General features: G+C 64.7%; 24 protein-coding genes and 1 tRNA gene. 7 read left to right on the top strand and 18 right to left on the bottom strand.

Features of this window, described 5'->3' with window-relative positions; all coding sequences use genetic code 11:
* Positions 1-28: 28 nt before the first annotated feature.
* Positions 29-640 (bottom strand): outer membrane beta-barrel protein, encoded by a 612-nt coding sequence (locus GRB80_RS13855; protein ID WP_161423959.1) that lies wholly within the window; start codon positions 638-640, stop codon positions 29-31.
* Between the two features lie 217 nt (positions 641-857).
* Between GRB80_RS13855 and GRB80_RS13850 the strand changes: the two genes are divergently transcribed.
* Complete coding sequence (locus GRB80_RS13850) at positions 858-1172, top strand: hypothetical protein (protein ID WP_161423958.1); 315 nt, start codon at positions 858-860, stop codon at positions 1170-1172.
* A gap of 95 nt (positions 1173-1267) precedes the next feature.
* Here the strand turns inward: GRB80_RS13850 and GRB80_RS13845 are convergent, their stop codons facing one another.
* The 3 genes from GRB80_RS13845 to GRB80_RS13835 all read right to left on the bottom strand — a co-directional run bounded on the left by GRB80_RS13845 (position 1268) and on the right by GRB80_RS13835 (position 3950).
* The gene (locus GRB80_RS13845) at positions 1268-1516 is read right to left on the bottom strand and encodes a YfhL family 4Fe-4S dicluster ferredoxin (RefSeq protein WP_161423957.1); all 249 of its coding nucleotides are present in this window, start codon (positions 1514-1516) and stop codon (positions 1268-1270) included.
* A gap of 68 nt (positions 1517-1584) precedes the next feature.
* Positions 1585-2064 carry a pantetheine-phosphate adenylyltransferase gene (gene coaD / locus GRB80_RS13840; protein ID WP_161423956.1) on the bottom strand — a complete coding sequence of 160 codons (480 nt, stop codon included), beginning with the start codon at positions 2062-2064 and terminating at the stop codon, positions 1585-1587.
* 5 nt (positions 2065-2069) lie between these two features.
* Positions 2070-3950: a beta-ketoacyl synthase gene (locus GRB80_RS13835; protein ID WP_161424360.1), complete on the bottom strand. Its 1881-nt coding sequence runs from the start codon at positions 3948-3950 to the stop codon at positions 2070-2072.
* A 444-nt stretch (positions 3951-4394) separates the two neighbouring features.
* Between GRB80_RS13835 and GRB80_RS13830 the strand changes: the two genes are divergently transcribed.
* Positions 4395-4589 carry a hypothetical protein gene (locus tag GRB80_RS13830; protein WP_132044575.1) on the top strand — a complete coding sequence of 65 codons (195 nt, stop codon included), beginning with the start codon at positions 4395-4397 and terminating at the stop codon, positions 4587-4589.
* Positions 4590-4747: 158 nt separating this feature from the next.
* Here the strand turns inward: GRB80_RS13830 and GRB80_RS13825 are convergent, their stop codons facing one another.
* Entirely contained in the window at positions 4748-5587 is an 840-nt protein-coding gene (locus GRB80_RS13825) for a Tim44 domain-containing protein (RefSeq protein ID WP_202597231.1), read from the bottom strand.
* A gap of 134 nt (positions 5588-5721) precedes the next feature.
* On the opposite strand from GRB80_RS13825, the gene GRB80_RS13820 reads away from it, so the two are divergent.
* Positions 5722-6297: an isochorismatase family protein gene (locus tag GRB80_RS13820; RefSeq protein WP_132044573.1), complete on the top strand. Its 576-nt coding sequence runs from the start codon at positions 5722-5724 to the stop codon at positions 6295-6297.
* Between the two features lie 208 nt (positions 6298-6505).
* Here the strand turns inward: GRB80_RS13820 and yaaA are convergent, their stop codons facing one another.
* A complete protein-coding gene (yaaA, locus tag GRB80_RS13815) occupies positions 6506-7285 on the bottom strand; it encodes a peroxide stress protein YaaA (protein ID WP_161424358.1) in 780 nt (259 codons plus the stop codon).
* 93 nt (positions 7286-7378) lie between these two features.
* Positions 7379-8410, bottom strand: a complete 1032-nt coding sequence (locus GRB80_RS13810) for an NADP(H)-dependent aldo-keto reductase (RefSeq protein WP_161423955.1) — start codon at positions 8408-8410, stop codon at positions 7379-7381.
* Between the two features lie 209 nt (positions 8411-8619).
* Between GRB80_RS13810 and GRB80_RS13805 the strand changes: the two genes are divergently transcribed.
* A complete protein-coding gene (locus GRB80_RS13805) occupies positions 8620-9135 on the top strand; it encodes a tetratricopeptide repeat protein (RefSeq protein WP_161423954.1) in 516 nt (171 codons plus the stop codon).
* A 62-nt stretch (positions 9136-9197) separates the two neighbouring features.
* Positions 9198-9698, top strand: coding sequence for a 3'-5' exonuclease (locus GRB80_RS13800; RefSeq protein ID WP_161423953.1), 501 nt, complete (start codon positions 9198-9200; stop codon positions 9696-9698).
* A gap of 1 nt (position 9699) precedes the next feature.
* Here the strand turns inward: GRB80_RS13800 and GRB80_RS13795 are convergent, their stop codons facing one another.
* From GRB80_RS13795 to GRB80_RS13765, 8 genes are all read right to left on the bottom strand, one after another.
* The gene (locus GRB80_RS13795; protein ID WP_161423952.1) at positions 9700-10254 is read right to left on the bottom strand and encodes an LOG family protein; all 555 of its coding nucleotides are present in this window, start codon (positions 10252-10254) and stop codon (positions 9700-9702) included.
* Between the two features lie 116 nt (positions 10255-10370).
* Positions 10371-10493 (bottom strand): hypothetical protein, encoded by a 123-nt coding sequence (locus GRB80_RS16495; protein WP_272922917.1) that lies wholly within the window; start codon positions 10491-10493, stop codon positions 10371-10373.
* Positions 10494-10531: 38 nt separating this feature from the next.
* The gene (locus GRB80_RS13790; protein WP_161423951.1) at positions 10532-11053 is read right to left on the bottom strand and encodes a DUF501 domain-containing protein; all 522 of its coding nucleotides are present in this window, start codon (positions 11051-11053) and stop codon (positions 10532-10534) included.
* Positions 11034-11351, bottom strand: coding sequence for a hypothetical protein (locus GRB80_RS13785; protein ID WP_161423950.1), 318 nt, complete (start codon positions 11349-11351; stop codon positions 11034-11036). Before GRB80_RS13785 ends, GRB80_RS13790 begins: the two co-directional genes overlap by 20 nt.
* 64 nt (positions 11352-11415) lie before the next feature.
* Positions 11416-11886 (bottom strand): Cys-tRNA(Pro) deacylase, encoded by a 471-nt coding sequence (gene ybaK, locus GRB80_RS13780; protein ID WP_161423949.1) that lies wholly within the window; start codon positions 11884-11886, stop codon positions 11416-11418.
* Entirely contained in the window at positions 11883-12290 is a 408-nt protein-coding gene (locus GRB80_RS13775; protein WP_132044557.1) for an acyl-CoA thioesterase, read from the bottom strand. Before GRB80_RS13775 ends, ybaK begins: the two co-directional genes overlap by 4 nt.
* Before the next feature lie 61 nt (positions 12291-12351).
* Positions 12352-13164, bottom strand: a complete 813-nt coding sequence (locus GRB80_RS13770; RefSeq protein WP_161423948.1) for a hypothetical protein — start codon at positions 13162-13164, stop codon at positions 12352-12354.
* A 76-nt stretch (positions 13165-13240) separates the two neighbouring features.
* A complete protein-coding gene (locus tag GRB80_RS13765; protein WP_161424357.1) occupies positions 13241-13675 on the bottom strand; it encodes a hypothetical protein in 435 nt (144 codons plus the stop codon).
* Positions 13676-13726: 51 nt separating this feature from the next.
* Between GRB80_RS13765 and GRB80_RS13760 the strand changes: the two genes are divergently transcribed.
* Entirely contained in the window at positions 13727-14890 is a 1164-nt protein-coding gene (locus GRB80_RS13760) for a MalY/PatB family protein (protein WP_161423947.1), read from the top strand.
* Between the two features lie 166 nt (positions 14891-15056).
* Here GRB80_RS13760 and GRB80_RS13755 read toward each other — a convergent pair whose 3' ends face one another.
* Together GRB80_RS13755 and GRB80_RS13750 are read right to left on the bottom strand one after the other, a co-directional pair.
* Positions 15057-16004, bottom strand: a complete 948-nt coding sequence (locus tag GRB80_RS13755; protein ID WP_161423946.1) for a tetratricopeptide repeat protein — start codon at positions 16002-16004, stop codon at positions 15057-15059.
* Positions 16005-16253: 249 nt separating this feature from the next.
* Positions 16254-16330 (bottom strand) — tRNA-Met (locus tag GRB80_RS13750).
* Between the two features lie 188 nt (positions 16331-16518).
* Between GRB80_RS13750 and phbB the strand changes: the two genes are divergently transcribed.
* Positions 16519-17265: an acetoacetyl-CoA reductase gene (gene phbB, locus GRB80_RS13745; protein ID WP_132044550.1), complete on the top strand. Its 747-nt coding sequence runs from the start codon at positions 16519-16521 to the stop codon at positions 17263-17265.
* A 94-nt stretch (positions 17266-17359) separates the two neighbouring features.
* Here phbB and GRB80_RS13740 read toward each other — a convergent pair whose 3' ends face one another.
* Positions 17360-20134: a DUF349 domain-containing protein gene (locus GRB80_RS13740; protein WP_161423945.1), complete on the bottom strand. Its 2775-nt coding sequence runs from the start codon at positions 20132-20134 to the stop codon at positions 17360-17362.
* Positions 20135-20338: the final 204 nt, after the last annotated feature.

Below are 20338 nucleotides of genomic sequence, written 5' to 3'. Positions count from 1 at the left end.
GGCGGTGGCAATAAAGGGCGATTATCGTTTAGAAGCGGTAGCCGATGCTGGCGGAGATCAGGTCGATCTCGAAGTCTTCGCCATCTTCGCTGATATCGTAGCGTTCGAACTCGGCGCGCATCAGGATGCGCTCGGCTTCATATTCAGCGCCGATGCCGTAATAGGGATCGGAGCCGTCTTCGCTGGCGGATTCACGATAAACGTCTCCGCCGATGGTGGCATCCAAGTCCACGTCAGCATCCCATGCGACCATGCCGAGCTTGCCGAAGACACTGAAACCATTCTGGATGGGCAGTTTTCCAACCAAAGCAGCAGTAAAGCCTTCCACTCCAAGCTTCAGGCGGGGACTGTCAGTACCATCCGCTTCACTAGCTTTGAAGTCACCAAAGTCTACGTAGCCCGCTTCAACAGCGAAGTTGGGGTTGAACTGATAGCCTACAAACAGTTTATAGCCGGTATCGCTGTCATCGGTGCTCGCGCCAACATCCCCGAGCCAGTCGAGGGTGTCATTATCCAGTTTCGAGTACCCCAGGCCCGCACCAATATACGGTCCCTCATTAGGGTCATACTGATAGCTCTGGGCGAAGGCGGGGCTGGCGACCAGGGTGGCCAGGGCGGCGGTGGCGATAAGACGCTTCATCATGCTCTCCTTTGCATGGTGATCGGAGCAGGTGAGGCCTGTCCTGGGGTGGGCAAGCGGCGAAAGCCGCCTATCCTGATGTAAGATCCCGTGAGAGGATGTAACCTTAGCGATTCTAAGGCCTCATGATGACTAACACCATACTCGATTCGCTACAGGCGAGCGCCGGGTGGTGACGACGCAGCATAGATGGCAGGGAGCACGGGGAGTGCAAGCGATGAGCAAGCGGATCATGATCTTCTTTACACTGGCGCTGGTGGCGCTGATGGCAACCTCTCCGGCGATCGCTCAGGAGCAGCGCGTGGGGGTTCAGCCGAGTGGCGGGGCGATGATTGCCGATGCGGTAATCGCGCGACCGCTGCTGGCGGCGGCCACGGTGGGCGGTACCGCCGTGTTTCTGGTGACACTGCCCTTTACCGCCCTGGGCGGCGGGGTGGACAGCGCGGCCGAGACGCTGATCAAGACCCCGGCCGAGGCGGCCTTCCGCCGTTGCCTCGGGTGCACGGTCAGCAAGCGGGCCGACGAGCTATAGCCAAAGGTGACGGTCCCACACAACGCGAAACGCCCCGCACTTGGCGGGGCGTTTCGTGATGCAGAGTCGTCCTTGCTTGCCAGGCTTGCCAATCATCAGGCCGCGGTGATGCGCTCATATTTGGCCATCAATTCCTCGTGGCTCTCCTCGCGCTCCGGGTCCAGAGGGATACAGTCCACCGGACACACCTGCTGGCACTGGGGCTCGTCATAGTGACCGACACACTCGGTGCACAGCGCCGGGTCGATGATATAGATCTCTTCGCCTGGCGAGATGGCCCCGTTGGGGCATTCCGGCTCGCAGACGTCGCAGTTGATGCACTCGTCGGTGATCATCAGGGCCATGGGGTACCTCACGGAAGTCGCTGGCCGCGGTCATCGGGATCTGCTCGGCACAATCCCGAGCCTTGTGGTCAGGTATTGTAATGGCTCTTCAGCCTCGCGGCGACCCCGGGATGCACATGCTGCGAGACATCGCCGCCCAGCTTGGCAATTTCGCGCACCAGGGTGGAGGAGATATAGGAGTTCTCCACCGCCGGGGTCAGGAAGACGGTCTCCAGCTCCGGCATCTGGGCGCGATTCATGTTGGCCAGCTGCAGCTCGTACTCGAAATCCGAGACCGCGCGCAGCCCCCGCAGCAGCACGCGTGCCTGCTGCTGCTTCATGAACTCGGTCATCAGACCCGAGAAGCCGGTCACCTCGACGTTGTCCAGCCCAGAGACCACCTCTCGGGCCAGGGCGATTCGTGTATCGAGATCCAGCGCCGGGCCCTTGCCGGGACTGGTGGCGATGGCCACCACCACCTTGTCGAACAGCCGGGATGCGCGTTCGATCAGGTCGAAGTGGCCGTTGGTGATGGGATCGAAGGTGCCGGGGTAGACCGCGATATTCATTGCCGTCACTCCTCGAGTTTGCCGAAAGGGTTGTTGACCGCCAGGGAGACCGGACGGGCGTAGCCGGGGATATGGATCTCGGCGTCGCTGATCGAGAGCTCGGGGCCTTCCAGCACGCCCTCGCCGAAACGGTAGCGAGGGGAGAAGAGCCCCCGGTCGGCCTGCTGACGGTAAGCGGCGGCGGCCTCGCGAGTCGCCTCGCGGCGAACCTGCCAGGCGGCCACGGCGGCCTCGCCGTGACGCTGCACCAGCAGGCGTTCGGTAACGTCCGGGGAGAGCAGCACGCCGGTAGCGTTGTTGCCGCCGAATCCCTTGGCATTGATCAGCGCGGCGTCGGCCGCAAATGGCCGCGTCTCCCGGGAGAGTCCCAGGCGCTCGGCATGGACGTCATCGGCCACGGCGTCGAGGTTGGCGATACCCGGTAGCAGGCCGTGGGCGAAGCTGCCCAGAGCACTGGTCAGCTGGTCACCGGCGGCGCTGCCCTGGGAGTGGCCCACATAGGACTTCACCGCGACCACGGGCCAGGCGTCGATGCCATAGGCCTCGGCCACCCGGTCGAGGACGTGGGACTCGGTGACGCGGTTCTTGGGCGTGCTGGTGGCATGGGCGTGGACGAACGAGCGCTGGCGCAGGACCTGCTCACCAAGCATCTCACGCACCAGGGAGGCGGCCTTCCCCAGGGTGATGTAGTTGCCGATGCCGGGGGCGGAGATGGAGCGCTTCCAACCGTCGGCATTGACGAATACCTCCGGCACGCTGCCGAGGAGCTCGGCGCCTACCTCCATGGCCAGAGCGTCGTCCATCAGCATCACGAACTGACTGGATTCGGCGATGGTGAAACCACAGTTGCGGGCGAAGGGGCGGCAGCTTTTCTGGTAATCGGCGTCGGTCAGCAACTCCAGGGCGTCCAGGGCTCGCAGGCTGTCGTCGTCGGCCAGGGCGCCCATGGCACGGAAGCCTTCGATGATCTCGGGGGTGACCGGAGCATCGGCGGTGCCGACCATCACCACCCTGCAGCGCCCTTCACGGATGTCGTTTACGCCCAGGCGCAGGTTATAGAGAAAGCTGGCGCAGGCGCCCATGGCCGCGCCGGTGCTGCCTACGCTACCCAGCACATAGGCGTTCAGGAAATCGGCGGGCATCTGCCCGTAGCCCAGCGGCATCTGTTTGGAGGTGGCTCGCTTGCCGGAGACGAAACTCTTGAGCAGCCCGCCCCAGCCCTCTTCGTCGAGCTGGCCGATGGAGTTGCCGGCGTAGACGGCGATCTCATCGGGATCGAGGCGATCGCGCAGGATATCCCAGTCGAGCCCGCTGTCTCCCAGGCAGTCGCTGGCGGCGAAGATCGCCATCGAGAGTCCGCGGGGGTGATGCACGCTGCGGTAGAGCTGGCTGGGTTCGAAGCCGCTCGGCAGCTGACCGGCTGAGCGCACCTGGGCGGGGCGGTGCTCGGGCAGCATGACGTCCATTTCGCCGGCGGGCACCGTGACCTCGAGAAGCTTGTGATCGAGTTCGCGTACCTGCCAGGTTGCTGGCAGGTCCTGAGGCAGCTGACGGCGGCGGACGCGGAAGGTGAGGGGGACTTCCAGCGCCAGACTGGCCTGACGGTTGGCGGGCAGGCCTGGATCATTGAAGCGCGGGTCCTCGATGCGGCGTATCAGGGTATGGTCGAGGACCTGCTGGCGGGTCTGTTCAACGATTGTGGCGGGGTCCACGGGGCGTCCATCTGCGTCATGCCAGCTGCCGTCTTCCTGGCCGCTGGCCAGGCGCATCATGGCGGCCAGGCCCAGCAGGGTACGGGTCTGCTCCTCCACGGGCAGGGCGTCGAGCACGGTACGGCGAAACGCCTGGTGGCCCGAGGTTCTGCCGGCAGGGTTCACGCCGCCCATGCCGACGATCACCGGTAAGTGTGACAAGCCGGATTCCTCGTTGTGCTGTTGGTGTCTACGAGTGTGTAATGATGATGGATCATAGCACCCGGCCAGCCGCGGCGTCATGCGGTGGCAGAGAGTGGGACAAGGGTCGACTGGCGAGATCGGTGGTACGCAGGGTGTCGATAAAACGTATGTTTGAAATTGTTTTTTGGCTCGGCTAGCATACCTCTGCTGTTTGAGTCATACGAGTGCTTACAGGGGCGCCTCTCTGCGGAGGGTGCCCTTTTTTTCGACTTATGATCGACCTGCCCGGCGGTAGGGCGCGACGCCGGCCAGCCCTTGCTCAAGCGTGATCCAAAGTGACACCCTGGGTGGAAGCAGCCCGGCACAAGCGCTAGCTTGTTCTTGATGGATACGGTTGTTTGTCACTTTTTTCATGTTTCACAGGAGGGAAACATCATGCAGCGCACCATGACACGGAAGCTTTTCCTGGCTCTGCTGGCCGGCCTGCTGGCGCTGGGGCTTGCTGGTTGCGAGGAGGACCAGGGGCCTGCCGAAGAGGCCGGTCAGGAGATTGATCAGGCAGTTGAAGAGGCGGGTGAGGGTGTCGAGGAGATGGGTGACGCCATCGAGGATGCCAGCGAGGGTAATTGACGCCGTGAGCAGCCACGCTTAACAACGACTCTCAACAACTGTGCTCAACCACCATGCTCAACAACTACGATTAACAGCTACGCTTAACATCCATGCGTGAAACAACAGGCCGGGCTGCTGTCAGCCCGGCCTGTTGCGTTTCAGGGGCGGGGAGAGCGTTAGCCGTTCTGCTCGATGCCCTGCACATACCAAGGAGCGCCGTCGCGCAGCTCCCGCACCAGGTGCCAGGTCTCGTTGAACTCGTTGTGCTCGCCATTCTCGTCGAGGATGCCGTGGAAGATCACGCTGGCCTCAGCCTGCTGGCCCACTTCCTGAACCATGCCCAGTTCGGCGAACAGGCGAACGACCTCGGTGCGGTTATTGGCCGGATGCTGCTTGCGCTCCTCGCGCAGCAGGTTGTAGAGCTCCGGGGTGACGTACTCCTGAATGCCACTGAGGTCGTTGTTGTCCCAGGCACGCTGCAGGGTCATGAAGTGTTCCTTGGCACCACCGAGGAAGCGCTCGCGGTCGAACCATTCGGGCTCGCTGGCGAAGGCGCCACCGGCCGGAGCGGCGCTGGCCTGGAAGGGCTGGGCGGCGGATTCACGGGGCTCCTGCGAGGCTGGCGAGGGGCCACCTGCCACGGCCGGACGGCGGCGTGCCAGCAGCCGAAAGAGCAGGAAGGCGATGCCGGCCACCAGCAGGATGTCCATCAGCCGAAGTTCGTCGAAGGCGCCGCCGAAGAACAGCGCGGCGAGCAGGCCACCGGCGAGCAGGCCGCCCAGCATGCCGGGCATTTTCGACCCGGCTCGCCCCTGGGTGGCGCGGGTGCCGGAGGTCTGGTTCTGGGTGGCAGAGGGTTGCTGCTGCACGCTGCGTGATTGAGAGCCGAAGCTCTTGCCGCCGCCGAGGCGACGGGCTTCGGCGTCTTGCATGGCCGGACCCAGGGTCAGGAGTCCTGCCACCAGCATGATCAGCAGGTGACGTATCAGAGAGGTCTGGCGGAGTGTCGAAGTCATGGCAGTATCGTCATCAGTAGTGGATTAATGGTCGGTGAGTCGTGAATGGTGAGGGGGTGAGTCGAGTTGGTTGATTCTACCGACTATGCTGGTGGGCTCCACTACCATTCCACAATGCCGGGGAGTTGAACACCATGCGCCTGAAACGTGAAGAGAGCCTGTTGCTGGTTGTCGACCTGCAGGCGGGACTGTTGCCGGTGATCGAACATGCCGACCAGGCGGTAAACGAGGCGGTCTGGCTGGGCGGCCTGGCCGCTACCCTTGAGGTGCCGGTATGGGTCACCGAGCAATATCCCGAGGGGTTGGGGGGCAGCGAGCCGCGCCTGCTGGAAGCGCTCCCGGGACATCGGCTATGGCAGAAGCTGACCTTCGATGCCTGTGCTAACCCCGAGTTCATCGCGGCACTCGAGCAGAGCGGCAGGCGTCAGGTGGTGCTGTGCGGCAGCGAGGCGCATATCTGTGTCATGCAGACCGGCCTGGGGCTACTGGCGGCGGGATACGATGTCTACTGGCTCAGCGAGGCCTGCGTCAGTCGGCGCGCCGCGGAGGCACGCCTGGCCCGGGAGCGGCTGGTGCAGGCCGGTGGTGTGGCGGTAAGCGCGGACATGGTGGCCTACGAATGGCTGCAGCGCTGCGACAACGACCGCTTCAAGCAGGCCCACCGCCGCTTCCTCAAGGCGCGCGCCTCGCGGCCGTTGGTGTTTGCATAGGGAGCACAAGAAGGCCTCCCTGCAGAAGTTGCGAGGTCTGGCAACACCATCGGAGCGCCAGGCGGCGCCAGGCGGCGCCAGTCGCGAGGCGGAGCCTCCCTCCTACGTTGATCGCCACTCAATGGCGGTTTCGCCACCCTGTAGGAGGCCGGGTCCCCCGGGCGATTGGAGGCCGGAGGCCTCCCCGGATGACGTCTCCCATATAGGCTCAGGCGGCGCCTTCGGGGCGCGTAAAGACCAGGGTGTCACCCTCGCTCATGGCGGCGTTGAAGCGGTAGCCGGCCATGTCGAACTCCTTCAGGCCCTCCGGGTCGTCGAGGTGTTCGCGGATCATCCAGGCCGTCATCAGGCCGCGGGCCTTCTTGGCGTAGAAGCTGATGATCTTGAGCTTGCCACTCTTCTCGTCCTTGAACACCGGAGTGATCACCCGGGCCTCGAGCCGCCTGGTATCGATGGCCTTGAAGTACTCGTTGGAGGCGAGATTGATCAGTACCGGACTGCCGCTGGCCGCCACGGCACGGTCGAGCTCGGCGGTGAGGGTCTCCTTCCAGAAGGCATAGAGATCCTTGCCCGCAGGGTTCTCGAGCCGCGTCCCCATCTCCAGGCGGTAGGGCTGGATCAGGTCCAGCGGGCGTAGAAGCCCGTAGAGCCCCGAGAGAATGCGCAGATGCTGCTGGGCGAAGGCGTTCTCGTCATCCGTGAAGGTGTCGGCCTCGAGCCCCACGTAGACGTCGCCCTGGAAGGCCTGGATTGCTGGCTTGGCGTTCTGCGCAGTAAAGGGTGTGTGCCAGTCGGCGTAGCGGGCGGCATTGAGGGCGGCCAGCTTGTCGCTGATGCCCATCAGCTCGGAGAGCCGTTGTGGCGAGTAGTCGCGCAGGATCTCGATCAACTCCTGGCTCTGTTCCAGAAAGTCCGGCTGGGTGTGGCGGGCCGTGGTGGCCGGGGTCTCGAAGTCCAGCTTCTTGGCGGGCGAGATCACGCTCAGCATGGGGCGCTCCAGATCCGATGAAGTGAGCATGGAGTATACCAAGCACGCCCAGGCTCAGGGGCTATCGGGTCGATAGCCCCCGGGTGAAGGGCCTCAGGGCGCGGGGTTGGAGTAGCGGCGATGAACCTCCTCGATCGCCTCCAGCACCTGGCCGTCCAGACGCAGGGATTCGCTGGCCAGGTTGCTCTCCAGCTGAGTCATCGAGGTGGCGCCGATGATATTGCTGGTCAGGAAGTCTCGCGAGTTGACGAAGGCCAGTGCCATGCGAGCGGGGTCCAGGCCGGCATCCCGGGCAATCTGCACGTACTCGGCGGTGGCGGCCTGGGCCTGGGGATTGGTATAGCGCTGGAAGCGTTCGAACAGGGTCAGCCGGGCCCCCTCGGGGCGGGCGCCATCAAGGTACTTGCCGGAGAGCATGCCGAAGGCTAGCGGCGAGTAGGCCAGCAGTCCCACCCGCTCGCGGTGGGCGATCTCGGCCAGGCCCACCTCGAAGCTGCGATTCAGCAGGTTGTAGGGGTTCTGCACCGCGGCAACTCGCGGCACGCCCTGGGTCTCGGCCAGGTGGAGGGCACGCATCACGCCCCAGGGGGTGTCGTTGGAGAGTCCGATGGCACGCACCTTGCCGGCGTCTACCAGCTCCTTGAGAGCGGCCAGTGTCTCCTCCAGCGGGGTGGCATCCTCCTCGTCGTCGTGTGCATAACCCAGCTTGCCGAAGAAGTTGGCACTGCGCTCCGGCCAGTGCAGCTGGTAGAGGTCGATGTAGTCGGTCTGCAGGCGGCTGAGGCTTGCGTCGATGGCCTGGTGGAGATGGTCACGGCTCAGCCGTGGGCCACCGCGGATATGCTCGGGGCCGGGACCGCTCACCTTGGTGGCGAGGATGATATCGTCACGGCTGCCGCGGTGCCTGAGCCAGCTGCCGATATAGGCTTCGGTGCGTCCCTGGGTCTCCGCCCTCGGTGGTACCGGGTACATCTCGGCGGAATCGATGAAGTTGATGCCGAAGGCCACCGCGCGGTCGAGCTGCGCGTGGGCCTCGGCCTCGCTGTTCTGTTCACCGAAGGTCATGGTGCCAAGACAGAGGCGGCTGACCTCGATGCCGGTATCGCCCAGCGGTCGCGTCTGCATCGTGACGTCCTCGTGGATCGGGAAATGGAACCGGCATGGTAGCCAGGCCCTGCCAGGGCGGCAAATGACCAGGGTTGAGTCGGCGCAAAGGCGGGCGTATGCTGGCCGCCCGTTACGCCCCGGGGACCGGGGCTGGGCAGACATCAGACGCCGCGCACAGGGTGGTGCGGAGTGTCTTTTTCTTGTGATACAGGATCCGGTAGAAGGCCATGACGCAGGCATCATCACTGTTCACCCGGCTCGAGTACCGCCTGGCGGAGCAGCTCTTCCATACCCGCTGGCTGCCTCGTTCGCCGCGCACCCAGCGCCTGACCATGCACCTCTTCCAGCGCTGTGCCGATGCCGGCCATCCGGCGGCGCTCTCCCTTTATGGTCATATGCTGTTTCACCGCGGCATGTCGCCCCAGGACAAGGCGCGCGGTGCGCGCTACGTGCTGGAAGCGGCCAATGCTGGCGACTCACGTGCCCAGTACCAGGCGGGGCAAATCTACGAGCATGGCTGCGCGCTCTATCCTCGCCGCGACGACCACGCCGTGACCTGGTTTGCCCGTGCCGGCGAGGCGGGGCATCCACTGGCCGCCGAACGGCTGGCGCGTGCCTATCGCGAGGGACAGCTGGGGCTGGCGGTGGATGCCGAGCGTGCCGCCCACTGGCAGAGGCTGGCCGACCACGCCGCCGGTTTGGGTGAGGGGCTGGACAGCGCGGAAACCGAAACGCGACACTAGCGAGGAGGCGCCAGCGAGATGGCGCCCCTTCCTGTTTTCCGCCGCAAGGACTCCTGCCCACCGTGACGCTACCGGCCCTGCTCGATATCGAGGCGTCTGGATTCGGACGCGGCAGCTACCCCATCGAGGTGGGGTTGGCCCGCCCGGATGGCAGCAGCTGCGCCTTCCTGATTCAGCCCCTGGCCGAATGGACCCACTGGGACCCCAAGGCTGAACTGCTCCACGGCATCAGTCGTGCCCGGCTGCAGCGCGAGGGGTACCCCCTGCGTCAGGTCGCGCAGTGGCTCAATGACGAGCTCGGTGAGCTCAAGATCTGCTACAGCGACAGCTGGGGTTACGACAACACCTGGCTATCGCTGCTCTTCCACCATGCCGGCATGCTGCCGGCCTTTCGCCTGGAGGCGCTGCGCAAGCTGCTCAGCGAGGAGCAGCTTGCGCTGTGGAAGCCCACCAAGGAGGCGCTGATCGAGGAGCTGGGCATCCTGCGACATCGAGCCGGTGAGGATGCCCGGCTGCTGCAGCTTACCTATCAGCGTACACGTGAACTGGCTGGCGAGGCCTGACTCAGCGCGGGCGAGCCAGCTGTGCCTCCAGGATATCCAGCAGTTCGAGAGCGTCGGTCGCGTCGAACAGCTCGGCCCGGGTACGGGCATTGAGGAAGCCCTGTTCCACGGTATTGTCGAGAAAGCTTAGCAAGGGGGCGTAGAAGCCTTCGCTGTCGAGGACGCCGATGGGCTTGTCGTGAAGCCCCAGGTAGTGCCAGGTCCAGGCCTCGAAGAACTCCTCCAGGGTGCCGATCCCCCCGGGCAGCATGATAAAGGCATCGGCATGGGCCGCCATGCTGGCCTTGCGCTCGTGCATGTTACGCACGCGAATCAGCTCGGTCAGCCCGAGGTGAGCCTGCTCGCGATCCACCAGATGGTCCGGCATGACGCCGATGACCTTGCCGCCGGCCCCCAGGGTCGAGTCGGCCAGGGCCCCCATCATGCCGATGCGAGCCCCGCCGTAGACCAGGGTGTGGCCACGCCTGGCCAGTGCTTCGCCCAACCGCCGCGCATCGGCCAGGTACTGCGGGTCACGGCCTTCCCGTGAACCCAGAAAAACGCAGAATCTCGCCATGCTCTTCTCCTCGATGATAATGCCCATACTGGCGGGCTCGGTCTTACACTGCAATATCTTGAAGTCTAACGAAAAAGGGCGCCGTCAGGCGCCCTTGTCAATCGCAGAAGTCTCACTTAGCGGGCGGCGTCGGCGTCACGCTTCATGGCATCACGCAGCAGCTTGACGCCGGCAACGGAGATGCCGACCAGGCTGGCGACCAGGGCGAGGCTTGCTACGACATGAATATCGAAATACATCATGGGCTCCTTTGTTGAGCGGTCTAGGGTCAGGGGGCTCAGGGCAGGCAGTCGACGACGCCGTATTCGGCATCCATCCAGCGGCCGATGACGTTGTCACCGCACAGATGGTGGGCGTATTGGGTATGCAGGCAGCGCACCTGGTTCCAGTTGGCGATACCGCCGATGCCTCGCTCCGTCAGCACGCCATCATAGCCCAGTTGCATTACCTCTGCCTTTTGTGACGCGCTCATGTGCCGCCAGCGGGCGGTGACATAGTCGCGATGGCTGGTGTGGTAGGCGGCGAGCAGCTCGGGCTCTTCCTGCAGGCGCGCCTCGAGGCGCTTGATGGCGCCGTCGGCTTCGATGCGCGAGATGACCACCTTGAGACGCTCGCAGCTCAGCCAGTAGAGGGTCGGAAAGGGTTTGCCATCGACGATCGGTGCCATGCGCAACACCAGGGGAGTGCCTTCGCCGTCGATGGCTGCCACGGCCTCGATGCCGCGAGGGGCGCGGCCCAGCTGCTCGCCGATGATCGTCAGCTGGCGAGGGTTGGGCGGGTTATCGGTGCGTATCACCATCGTCGGGTTCTCGTAGAAACTTGTTGGACTCACCGACGGCCAGGAAGAAGGCCCGATTGAGCTGCTCCGGGGTGGGCACGTAACGCCACTCCCGCTCGCAGTACTCTGCGGCCCGCGCCATCAGAACATCATGGAGTCGATTGAACGGCGCATCATAATCGTAGGGGTCGGCACCGAACAAGCGGATATGGGGGTAGTCGGCGAAGCGCTCGAGAAAGTAGTGCCGCAGCTGCGCCTCCATGGCGCGGTGGCGCTCGGTATCCTCCGGGTCCAGCCAGAGGGTGTAGCGGATGGCCATGGCGGGCTCCTGTGGGTGCATGGCCCGGGCTTGCCCGGACATGGTGGGGCGGCCAGGTGGTATCTTAGCCGCGGGCGAGCGCTGCCAGGCGTCCGCAGGTCAGCCTGAGCAGATCGGCAGGTGCCAGGCAGATCTCCAGGCCACGGCGACCACCGCTGACATGAATCGACGCCAGGGCCTCGACGCTGGCGTCGAGGAAAGTCGGCAGGCGCCGCTTCTGGCCCAGGGGACTGATACCGCCCAGCACGTAGCCGGTGGCTCGCTGGGCCTCCTCGCCCTCGGCCATCCGCGCCTTGCGGGCGCCGGCGGCGCGGGCCAGGGCCTTGAGGTCGAGCTGGCTCGAGACCGGCACGATGGCTACCACCAGGCGGCCATCATCGAGCCTGGCCAGCAGCGTCTTGAAGACCTCATCGACCGAGAGCCCCAGTGCCTGGGCGGCCTCCTCGCCATAGGCGGGACTACGTGGGTCATGAGGATACTCGGCCAGCGTGAAGGCGATGCCGGCCTTCTCCAGCTGCTTGACGGCGGGGGTCATGCCTCGGCGGGCTCCTCGTGTAGATGCGCCTCCAGGGATTCGCGTAGCGCGCCCTCGATGGGAATGGATTTCTTGGTAGTGTGGTCGAAATGCACCATTACGGTATGGCCCAGGTTGGTGAGCTGACCCTCCTGTCGCGCCTCCTGACTGACGGTAAAGGAACTGTTGCCGAGCCGTGAAATATAGGTGCGAATCTCGATCTCCCGGCCATACTGCAGCTCGGCGCGATAGTCGACTTCCATGCGGGCCATTATCAACCGCCACTTGCGCGGGTCCAGGTCCGGGGTGAACAGGCGGAAGAGGTCGTTGCGCGCGAGCTCGAACCAGGCCGGCAGTCGCGTGTTGTTGATGTGACCCAGGGCGTCGGTGTCGTAGAAGGCGGGCTCGATCTTGCGGATAAACATCTGGCGTTTCCTTGTGGTTATTGCTCCAGGCCGAATAGCGTTGCGCCTGGCTGGCGCCTGGTCAAGTCCTCGCGGCTCGTCGCGCTCCCAGCCACCCCTGAAAGCGGGTCCAGGCGATGAGCCAGAGGGTGGCCACGGCGAAGCCGGCCAGGGTGCCCAGCGCCAGGCCCAGAGTGGGGTAGGTGAACGAGACGCACAATGCATAGCTGAGCAGTGAGCCGAGCCCCATCGGGTAATGCTTGATCACCGTGGCCACCGGCCCCGGGCCGTGGGTCAGATGCAGGATCACCAGGAAGGGGTACATGGTGACCGGAAAGGCAGCCATCACGCCTGCCCAGGCCGCCGGCAGTACATGGGCCAGGCCGGTGATGACGAAGATGATCACGGCGGCGAGCAGGGCGCGCACCATCAGAGCGCTCCAGGAGAAGCGCCCGGCGGGTCGCGCCACGCTCTCGGGCACATGGCGATAGAGCCAGGTAAACAGCGCAATGGCAGCCAGGGTGGTCAGGGTGCCGGTGATGCGGTCGAACTCCACACGAGTGAGCACCAGGCTTACCACCAGGAAGGCGGCCAGCCCCACGGCGGTACCGGCCAGCACGCCGGGAAGCCCTGGTCGGCGACCGGCCAGCAGGTAGCCGCCGCCCAGCGCCAGCGTCGCCGTGAAGCCGGCCAGGGTATGCACGGCGCTCTCGGCGGCGAAGCCCGGGGAGAGCTCGAGGCCGATGAAGAACAGCGCGATGGCGGTGCCCAATGGGTAGCCCGCCAGCAAGCCGGCAACGCGCGGGCTGACACGCACGGCGATGGCGCCGAGCCCCAGCACCATGCCGACCGAGATCACCAGCTTGGCCAGCTGCCAGCTCAGGGGAACATCCATATCGCTTTCCTTATCCATGTGAAAGGGCTGTTGCCCTTATTGTGTTGCTCAGGCCCGGGATGCGTGCCGTACGGCGCTAGACGAGGCGTAGGCCGCAGCGGTCCTGCCAGGCGGCGGGCAGGACGTCTGCCAGCGGGTCATGCAGGTGCATCGGGAGTGCTGATTCGGCCGCCTCCAGCGAGGCGAAGTCATGATTGCGCAGCCAGCAGTAGGCCCAGGCACAGGCCTCGTCGGTGTCATGGGGAAGTGGTCGAGCTGGCATCTGCACCAGCAGGAAGGTAGCCGTACGTGCTGCCCACAGCGGGATCTCCTCGCCATTTGCGGCCTCGCTCCAGGCCCTCAGGGTGGTGGCATCGGGCGTGGTTTCCGGCAGGCCGATGCGCGTCACTCGGGCGGTCTCGGCGAGCAACAGGGCCAGCCGCTCCGGTGTGTCCTGTCCCAGCTCGAGCCACTGGGCGATCAGCTGCGGCATGCCGCGGCGCATCTTGGCATAGAAGTCATCCTGGGGCATGGTCGTGGGCATGAGGCCGTCCTGGTCTGCGAGACAGAGGAGTGAGTGTGCATGGTGTTTGATTTTGCCACGCCAGTTGAGCGTCGGCACCCGTCCGGAAACTGGCCGTCACAGAAATGGCATCGCTATGGCGAGGAGGTGCTGCCCCTGTGGGTGGCCGACATGGACTTTGTCTCGCCTCCGGCGGTCATCGAGGCACTGCGTGCGCGGGTTGATCACGGTGTCTATGGCTATGGCCAGGTGCCGGACTCGCTGCGTGAGACGCTGTGCGCCTGGAGCTCGGCGCACTATGGCTGGACCATCGCGCCGGAGTGGCAGCATTGGCTGCCCGGAGTGGTGCCGGCGCTGCATCTTGCGAGCCTGGCACTGACCGAACCGGGCGACGGGGTGCTGACGGTCACACCGATCTATCCGCCCTTCCTCAAGGTGGCCGAACATACCGGGCGCCTGCCCCAGCAGGCCACCATGCGCGAGCCGTCCTCTCCGGATGAGCCCTGGCGCCTCGATCTCGAGGCGCTGGAGGCGGCGATTACCCCCCGAACTCGCTTGCTGCTGTGGTGTCATCCCCATAATCCGACCGGGCGGGTGTGGCGCCATGAAGAGTTGGCCGGCCTGGCCGAACTGGTGGAGCGCCATGATCTTTATGTGGTCTCCGACGAGCTGCACTGTGATCTGCTGCTGGAGGCCGGCGCCTGCCATCAACCGCTGGCCGCGGCCTTTCCGGTACTGGCGGCTCGCACCATCACGCTCTGGGCGCCCTCCAAGACCTTCAATCTGGCCGGACTGACAGCCGCCTGCGCGGTGATTCCCGATACGCGGCTGCGCCAGCGCTTCGCCGCGGCGGCGAAGGGGATGATGCCGGATGGCAATGTGCTGGGGCTGGTGGCCGCCGAGGCCGCCTATGCTCGAGGGGAGCCCTGGCGACAGGCGTTGCTCGAGGTGCTGCGTGGTCACCGACAGATGCTGACGGAGAGGGAGAAACACTGGCCCGGGGTCGGCATGGCGCCGCCGCAGTCCACCTATCTGGCCTGGCTCGATCTGCGCCAGGCTGGGCTGGGTGAGTCACCCCAGCGAGCCTTGTTGGAGCGCACCGGGGTGGCGCTCTCCGATGGTGCCGACTTCGGCTGGCCTGGCTTTGTTCGGCTCAACTTCGGTACCACCGCCACACAGCTGGAAGCGGCGCTCTCTCGGCTGGATGGGGTGCTGAGCGAGTGAGCGCCCTTTGGGCTGGTGAGGGGTGAGCGCCGCTGCGCGTGGTGAGTGCGCTTCGCGCTTGTGAATGGCGAGTCGTTAATCGTTGCCACTCACCACTCACCACTCACCACTCACCACTCACCACTCACCACTCACCACTCACCACTCACCACTCACCACAGCTGGATCAGTAGAGCATGGTGAATAGCTTGCGGCGGTAGCTGACCGTCAGCGGATGATCGGCGCCCAGGGCATCGAAGACCCGTAGCAGGGTCTTGCGTGCGGCATCGTCGCCATAGCTGCGGTCGGCCTTCATCAAGGTCAGCAGTCCCTCGAGGCCCGTTTCGTAGTCGCCGTCGGCGACTCGGCGCATGGCGCGCAGATACTGGGCCTCGCTGTCATCGCGCTCACCGAGGGCGGCAAACTCTTCGGCGGAGGGGGCCTCCTCGCCGAACTCGATGCTGGCCCGCACGCCTCTGGCCGGGGCGGCATCGCGCTCTTCCGGCGGCAGATTGTCGAGCACACTGCGGGCCTCATCGGCGCCCCCCTCGGCCACCAGGGTTCGCGCCAGCTCGATCTGGTAGGGGATATGCTCCGGATACTGCTGGACCAGCTCCTGGTAGATGGCGCGGGCACCGGCGGCATCACCGGCGGCCAGTGCCTCGGCGGCCTGGTCTTCGGGGCTCGCCGGGACATTTTCCGGCGCCGGGAAGTAACGCCCCAGCCACTCGCGGATCTCCTTCTCGGGTAGTGCGCCCTGGAAGTGATCGACCAGGCCTCCCTGGCTGACGAGCTTGACGTCGGGCACCGAGCGCACCCCCAGCTGGGCGGCGATCTCCTGGTTCTCGTCGATATTGAGCTTGGCCAGGAGGAAGGCGCCCTGGTATTCGTGGGCCAGCTTCTCCAGCACCGGCATCAGGTTCTTGCAGGGACCACACCAGGGTGCCCAGCAGTCGAGCAGTACCGGCACCTGCATGGAGAGCTCCAGCACCTGCTGGATATTGCTGGCATCGACGTCGATGATGACCTCGGGAGCCTCGCCTGCTTCTGGCTGGGAGGGCTGTGGCTGGGCTTCCTGCGGGGCACTGATATCGGCGGTGAGCGGCTCACCGGTACGCGGATCGACGATGGACATGGTTGGATTCCCGGAAACGAGTGTGTTTGCTCAGGATATGCGGGTGAGAACGGTCGGATTCAAGGGGAGAGGGAGAGGGAACCGATGACCTTCGGGTCATGGGCACGAAAAACGCCGACTCCTGAGGAATCGCCTTTCTCGGTATTGGGTAGCGGGGACCGCTGACTCTGAAGCGAGAGAGAACCGATGACCGCCGGGTTATGAGCACAAAAAAAGCCGACCCCCTAAGGAATCGGCTTTCTCGGTATTTGGTAGCGGGGACCGGATTTGAACCGATGACCTTCGGGTTATGAGCCCGACGAGCTACCAGACTGCTCCACCCCGCATCAATGTAGGACATATTTTACACGGGATTCGCCTTTAGTCAAGCCCTCCTCTCAAACGCTCGTCCCTTGTGCCCTCGATGGGCCATACTGAATCCGGCTTGTCATCAAGGTGACAGCTTGACCAAGAACAATGCGATGTCCGGCCGATGCTGTCGGATCGTAGTGTCATCATTTTCAGGGAGATTTACATGGCCAATTCATCACGCGTCGCTTGGGTCACCGGTGGTACTGGCGGCATCGGCAGTGCAATTTGCCGCTCACTGGCCGCCGAAGGCTACAAGGTAGTGGCCGGTTACCATAACCCGGAGAAGGCCAAGGCCTGGCTCGAGGAGCAGAAGGCTGCTGGCTTCGACAACATCGACATCGCCGGAGTCGACCTGGTCGACTACGACGCTTGCGTGAAGGGTGTCAAGGAGATCGAGGAGAAGCACGGCCCCATTGACGTTCTGGTCAACTGTGCCGGCATCACCCGCGACGGCACCATGAAGAAGATGAGCCCCGCGCAGTGGCACGAGGTTATCGATACCAACTTGAACAGTGTCTTCAATACCTGCCGCAGCGTGGTCGAGAGCATGCTCGAGCGGCAGTATGGCCGAATCATCAACATCTCCTCGATCAATGGCCGCAAGGGGCAGTTTGGCCAGGTCAACTACGCCGCCGCCAAGGCGGGGATGCATGGCCTGACCATGTCTCTGGCGCAGGAGACCGCTACCAAGGGCATCACCGTCAACACCGTGTCGCCGGGCTATATCGCGACCGACATGATCATGAATATCCCCGAGAAGGTGCGCGAATCGATTCGTGAGACCATTCCGGTGAAGCGCTATGGCAAGCCCGAGGAGATCGGTCGCCTGGTGGCCTACCTGGCCGACGAGGAGTCCGGCTTTATCACCGGTGCCAATATCGATATCAACGGCGGCCAGTTCATGGGTTGACGCCGGTTTCCTTCCGTCTTGTTACGGGCAGAATCACACGGGAGCGTGGGGGATACCTCGCGCTCCCGTGTCGCTCAGGAGGGGAGAAGAAGGCTTAGGGAGGGGGCAGGCTCGACAGTCGCTCCAGCATATGGTCCAGCTCGCCGACGGTATGCTCCCAGAGAGCAGGAGGCACCGGCCCGGTGGCGAGCAGCTCGGCCAGTATGCTGCGTACCTCTTCGGCTCGGGAAAGTTCGCGGCCCATGTTGTCGTTGAGGCGCTCGACCTGAATGGCCAGACGTAGTGGCTCATCACGATGGCTGACGCTGCCCTCAGCCAGTAGCGCAAGGTGCACCCGGGTGCGTGCAAGGCGTTCTTCTACCGTATCAAGGGGGGGGCTGTCCCGGCGCGCGGCATTGCGGCGGAAGTGAGCGCTGCGCATGTCCTCGGCAAGCATCTGGCCTTCCGGCAGGGGGACATCGCCGGGTTCGTTGCCCGCCAGGTGCTCGGCATCCGCCTGCAGATGGGCATCGAGCAGCGGCCTCACCTCCTGCCAGTCGGTTACCTGTTCGATCACCGCCAGCCTCTCCAGCCGTTGGCGCCTAGCACGCACGATGCCCGACCAGCGCCGACGCATGCCCTCGCTACGGCGGCCACCGGGAAGGGGCTCCAGTGTGGCAGCCTCGGCGATGGCCTGGGTCAATATCACCTCGTCACTTGATCGGACAGGCTGCCAGCCATGCAGACGATTGATCAGGCCCTGCATGGCATTCAGTCGCTCTTCGGCACGGCGAACACGATCGTCACGGGCCGCTTCGCGGCTCGCGAAAATGGTGTCGCAGAGGCCGCGGAACTCACGCCACAAGGCCTGCTCTTCGCGCTTTGGGGCTCTGCCCAGCGCTCGCCAGCGGCGCTGGAGCTCCTTGGCTTGTTCGGCCCGCCTGGCTGCCGGTATCTCTTTTTCTTCCGATAGTTGTCGAGCCTTATCGACAAGTTCGTGCTTGGCCTCGGCGATCTCCCGGGCGCGCTGATCGATCAGCGCTTGAAGGCGGTGGCGAATGGCGCCGAAACGTCGGCCGATGGCCTCCGACTTCTCGCGTGGAACCGGTGAGGCTCGGCGCCACTGATCTCGAGCACGATCACGGATCTCACGCAGAGCGTCGGGGTCGGCCTCCTGTGCGGGGTGGTCGAGAAGCGTCTCAAGTTGTTCGCAGAGCGCGATGCGTGTCGCCAGATTATTGGCACGTTCGGACTCCAGGCGCGCTCGCCATGGCGCCAGACGCTGATGAATGCGGTCCGAAGCGGTGCGGAAGCGTGTCGACTGCTCACGATTGGCAGCGGCATCGCCCAGTGACTTCCACTCTTTCACCAGCTGACGGTGGCGTCGGTCCAGGACCGTCTCTACGCTGGTCTCGTCATCGGCTAGCGCCTCAATACTAGCAACCAGCTGTTCACGCTTGGGGCCGGCCACGAATCCTCGCCAGTCGCGCAGTTCGGCCAGCCGTGCGCCAAGTCGCTTAACGCGTGCCTCCAGGGGGCGAAGGGTGGTGGGGTCTACCTTATCGGCAAGCTGGCGCAGTTGCTGATGCAAGCGGCTGGCAGGCTTGAAGGCACCGCGTTCCAGCAGGCGCTCGAGCTCATCGAGCTGGGTCTCAATGTGTTCAGCCGATACGCCGGCAGGCGTGGCATGCTGCTCGAGGCGTTGGTGGCAGGTGTGGAGCAGTGATGTGGGGGCCAGGCTGTCGGGCCAGTCGATTGCGGTGAGCAGCGTCTTCAGGCGCTCCCTGTCATTCTCTTCGAGGGCACGCTCCAGATCGCCGGCCCGCTGGTCGAGGCGAGCCCAGGCACTACCGATCTTCTCGATGCGCCCCAGGGCGGTGTCGTAACGCCGGCGCAGCGCTGCATCGGTGACATGCTGGTCGGCCAGTTCCTGCCAGCGGTGGGCCAGTAGGCGCTTCTGAGAGCGCAGGCTGGCGATATCCTGGGCGCCCAGTGTTTCGCTGCGCTCGAGTGCCTCGATACTCTCCTCCAGCGCTTCCACCAGGCTTGCGCTGGCCTGCTGGACATCTTCGCGATGTCGATGGACCGCGGCGTTGGCACGCTGCTGGGCTTCATGATCCTCGATCACCTTGCGACAGCGCAGGCAGGCATCGTGATAGCGTAGCTCCAGGCCTGGGTCGGGTGTGTCTTCGAGCTGCTGCCACTCGCGCATCAGGTGGCGCATTCGGCCGGCGTAGAGAGGCTCCCAGGGTGCGCTCGCATGGCGCTCCAGTGCGCTGACCAGTGCCTCGCGGTGCTCCCTGGCGGCGGCCAGCTGAGCGGCATCGGCACGCCGCCGGTTGAGCCGCTCGCGGGCCTGGCGCACCACCTGGCGGTCGCGCCTTGCTTCACGCACCAGGCGTGACAGGCCGGCGTCACTGTCGACCCTTGCCGCTGCCGCATGGCGCACGGCGGCAATGCCGTTGTCGCACGCCTGGCGTACCAGGGCGTCCTCGTCATTAATCCGCTCGATCGCTGCCAGACGCAGTTGCTGATTGTCACCCTCCAGGGCGACGGTCTCGAGCAGCTCTGTCTCACTCAGGCGGGCGACCACGGCGACCCGTGCGGAAAGCTCGAGCCGTCCCTCCTTCCCACAAACCAGTGACGTCAGGCGTCGCTTGAGCTCCGGCGAGCGTGTCGCCTCGCCGAGCAGAGCGATTAGGGCATCGGGGTCCTCGAGCCGGGCCAGTGCCGCGGTCCGCACGCCCGGGTCGGCGTCCGCTGCCAGTCGCTCCAGAGTATGGCGCTGGTCGTGACGGGTGGGGTCGAGGCGCTCGATGGCCTGGCGGCGCACGTCGGGGTTAGGGTGCTGCCAGCGGGGAGCAAAGAAGCGGCGAAGGAGTCCGGACATTGGCTATCCTGGCAAGAGGGGCAGGTGTGTTAAAACGCATCTGCTCATATCATTGTTGGTCAATCGGGCAAGGGCTATCTAAGCATGCGGCGCCGCTGGGGAAAAGTCCGTGCCACGGGCCCTTGTGGTTATATGGCGACACTGACAGATAAGGTGTGTCGCGCGTATGATGGGAGTTGCAGGGGCAGTAGGAGTCGCTTAGCT

The sequence above is a fragment of the Halomonas icarae genome, assembly GCF_009901955.1.
Taxonomy (GTDB): Bacteria; Pseudomonadota; Gammaproteobacteria; order Pseudomonadales; family Halomonadaceae; genus Halomonas; species Halomonas icarae.
The sequence above is the reverse complement of the archived record's forward strand: the minus strand, read 5'-3'. Positions and strand labels throughout refer to the sequence as shown.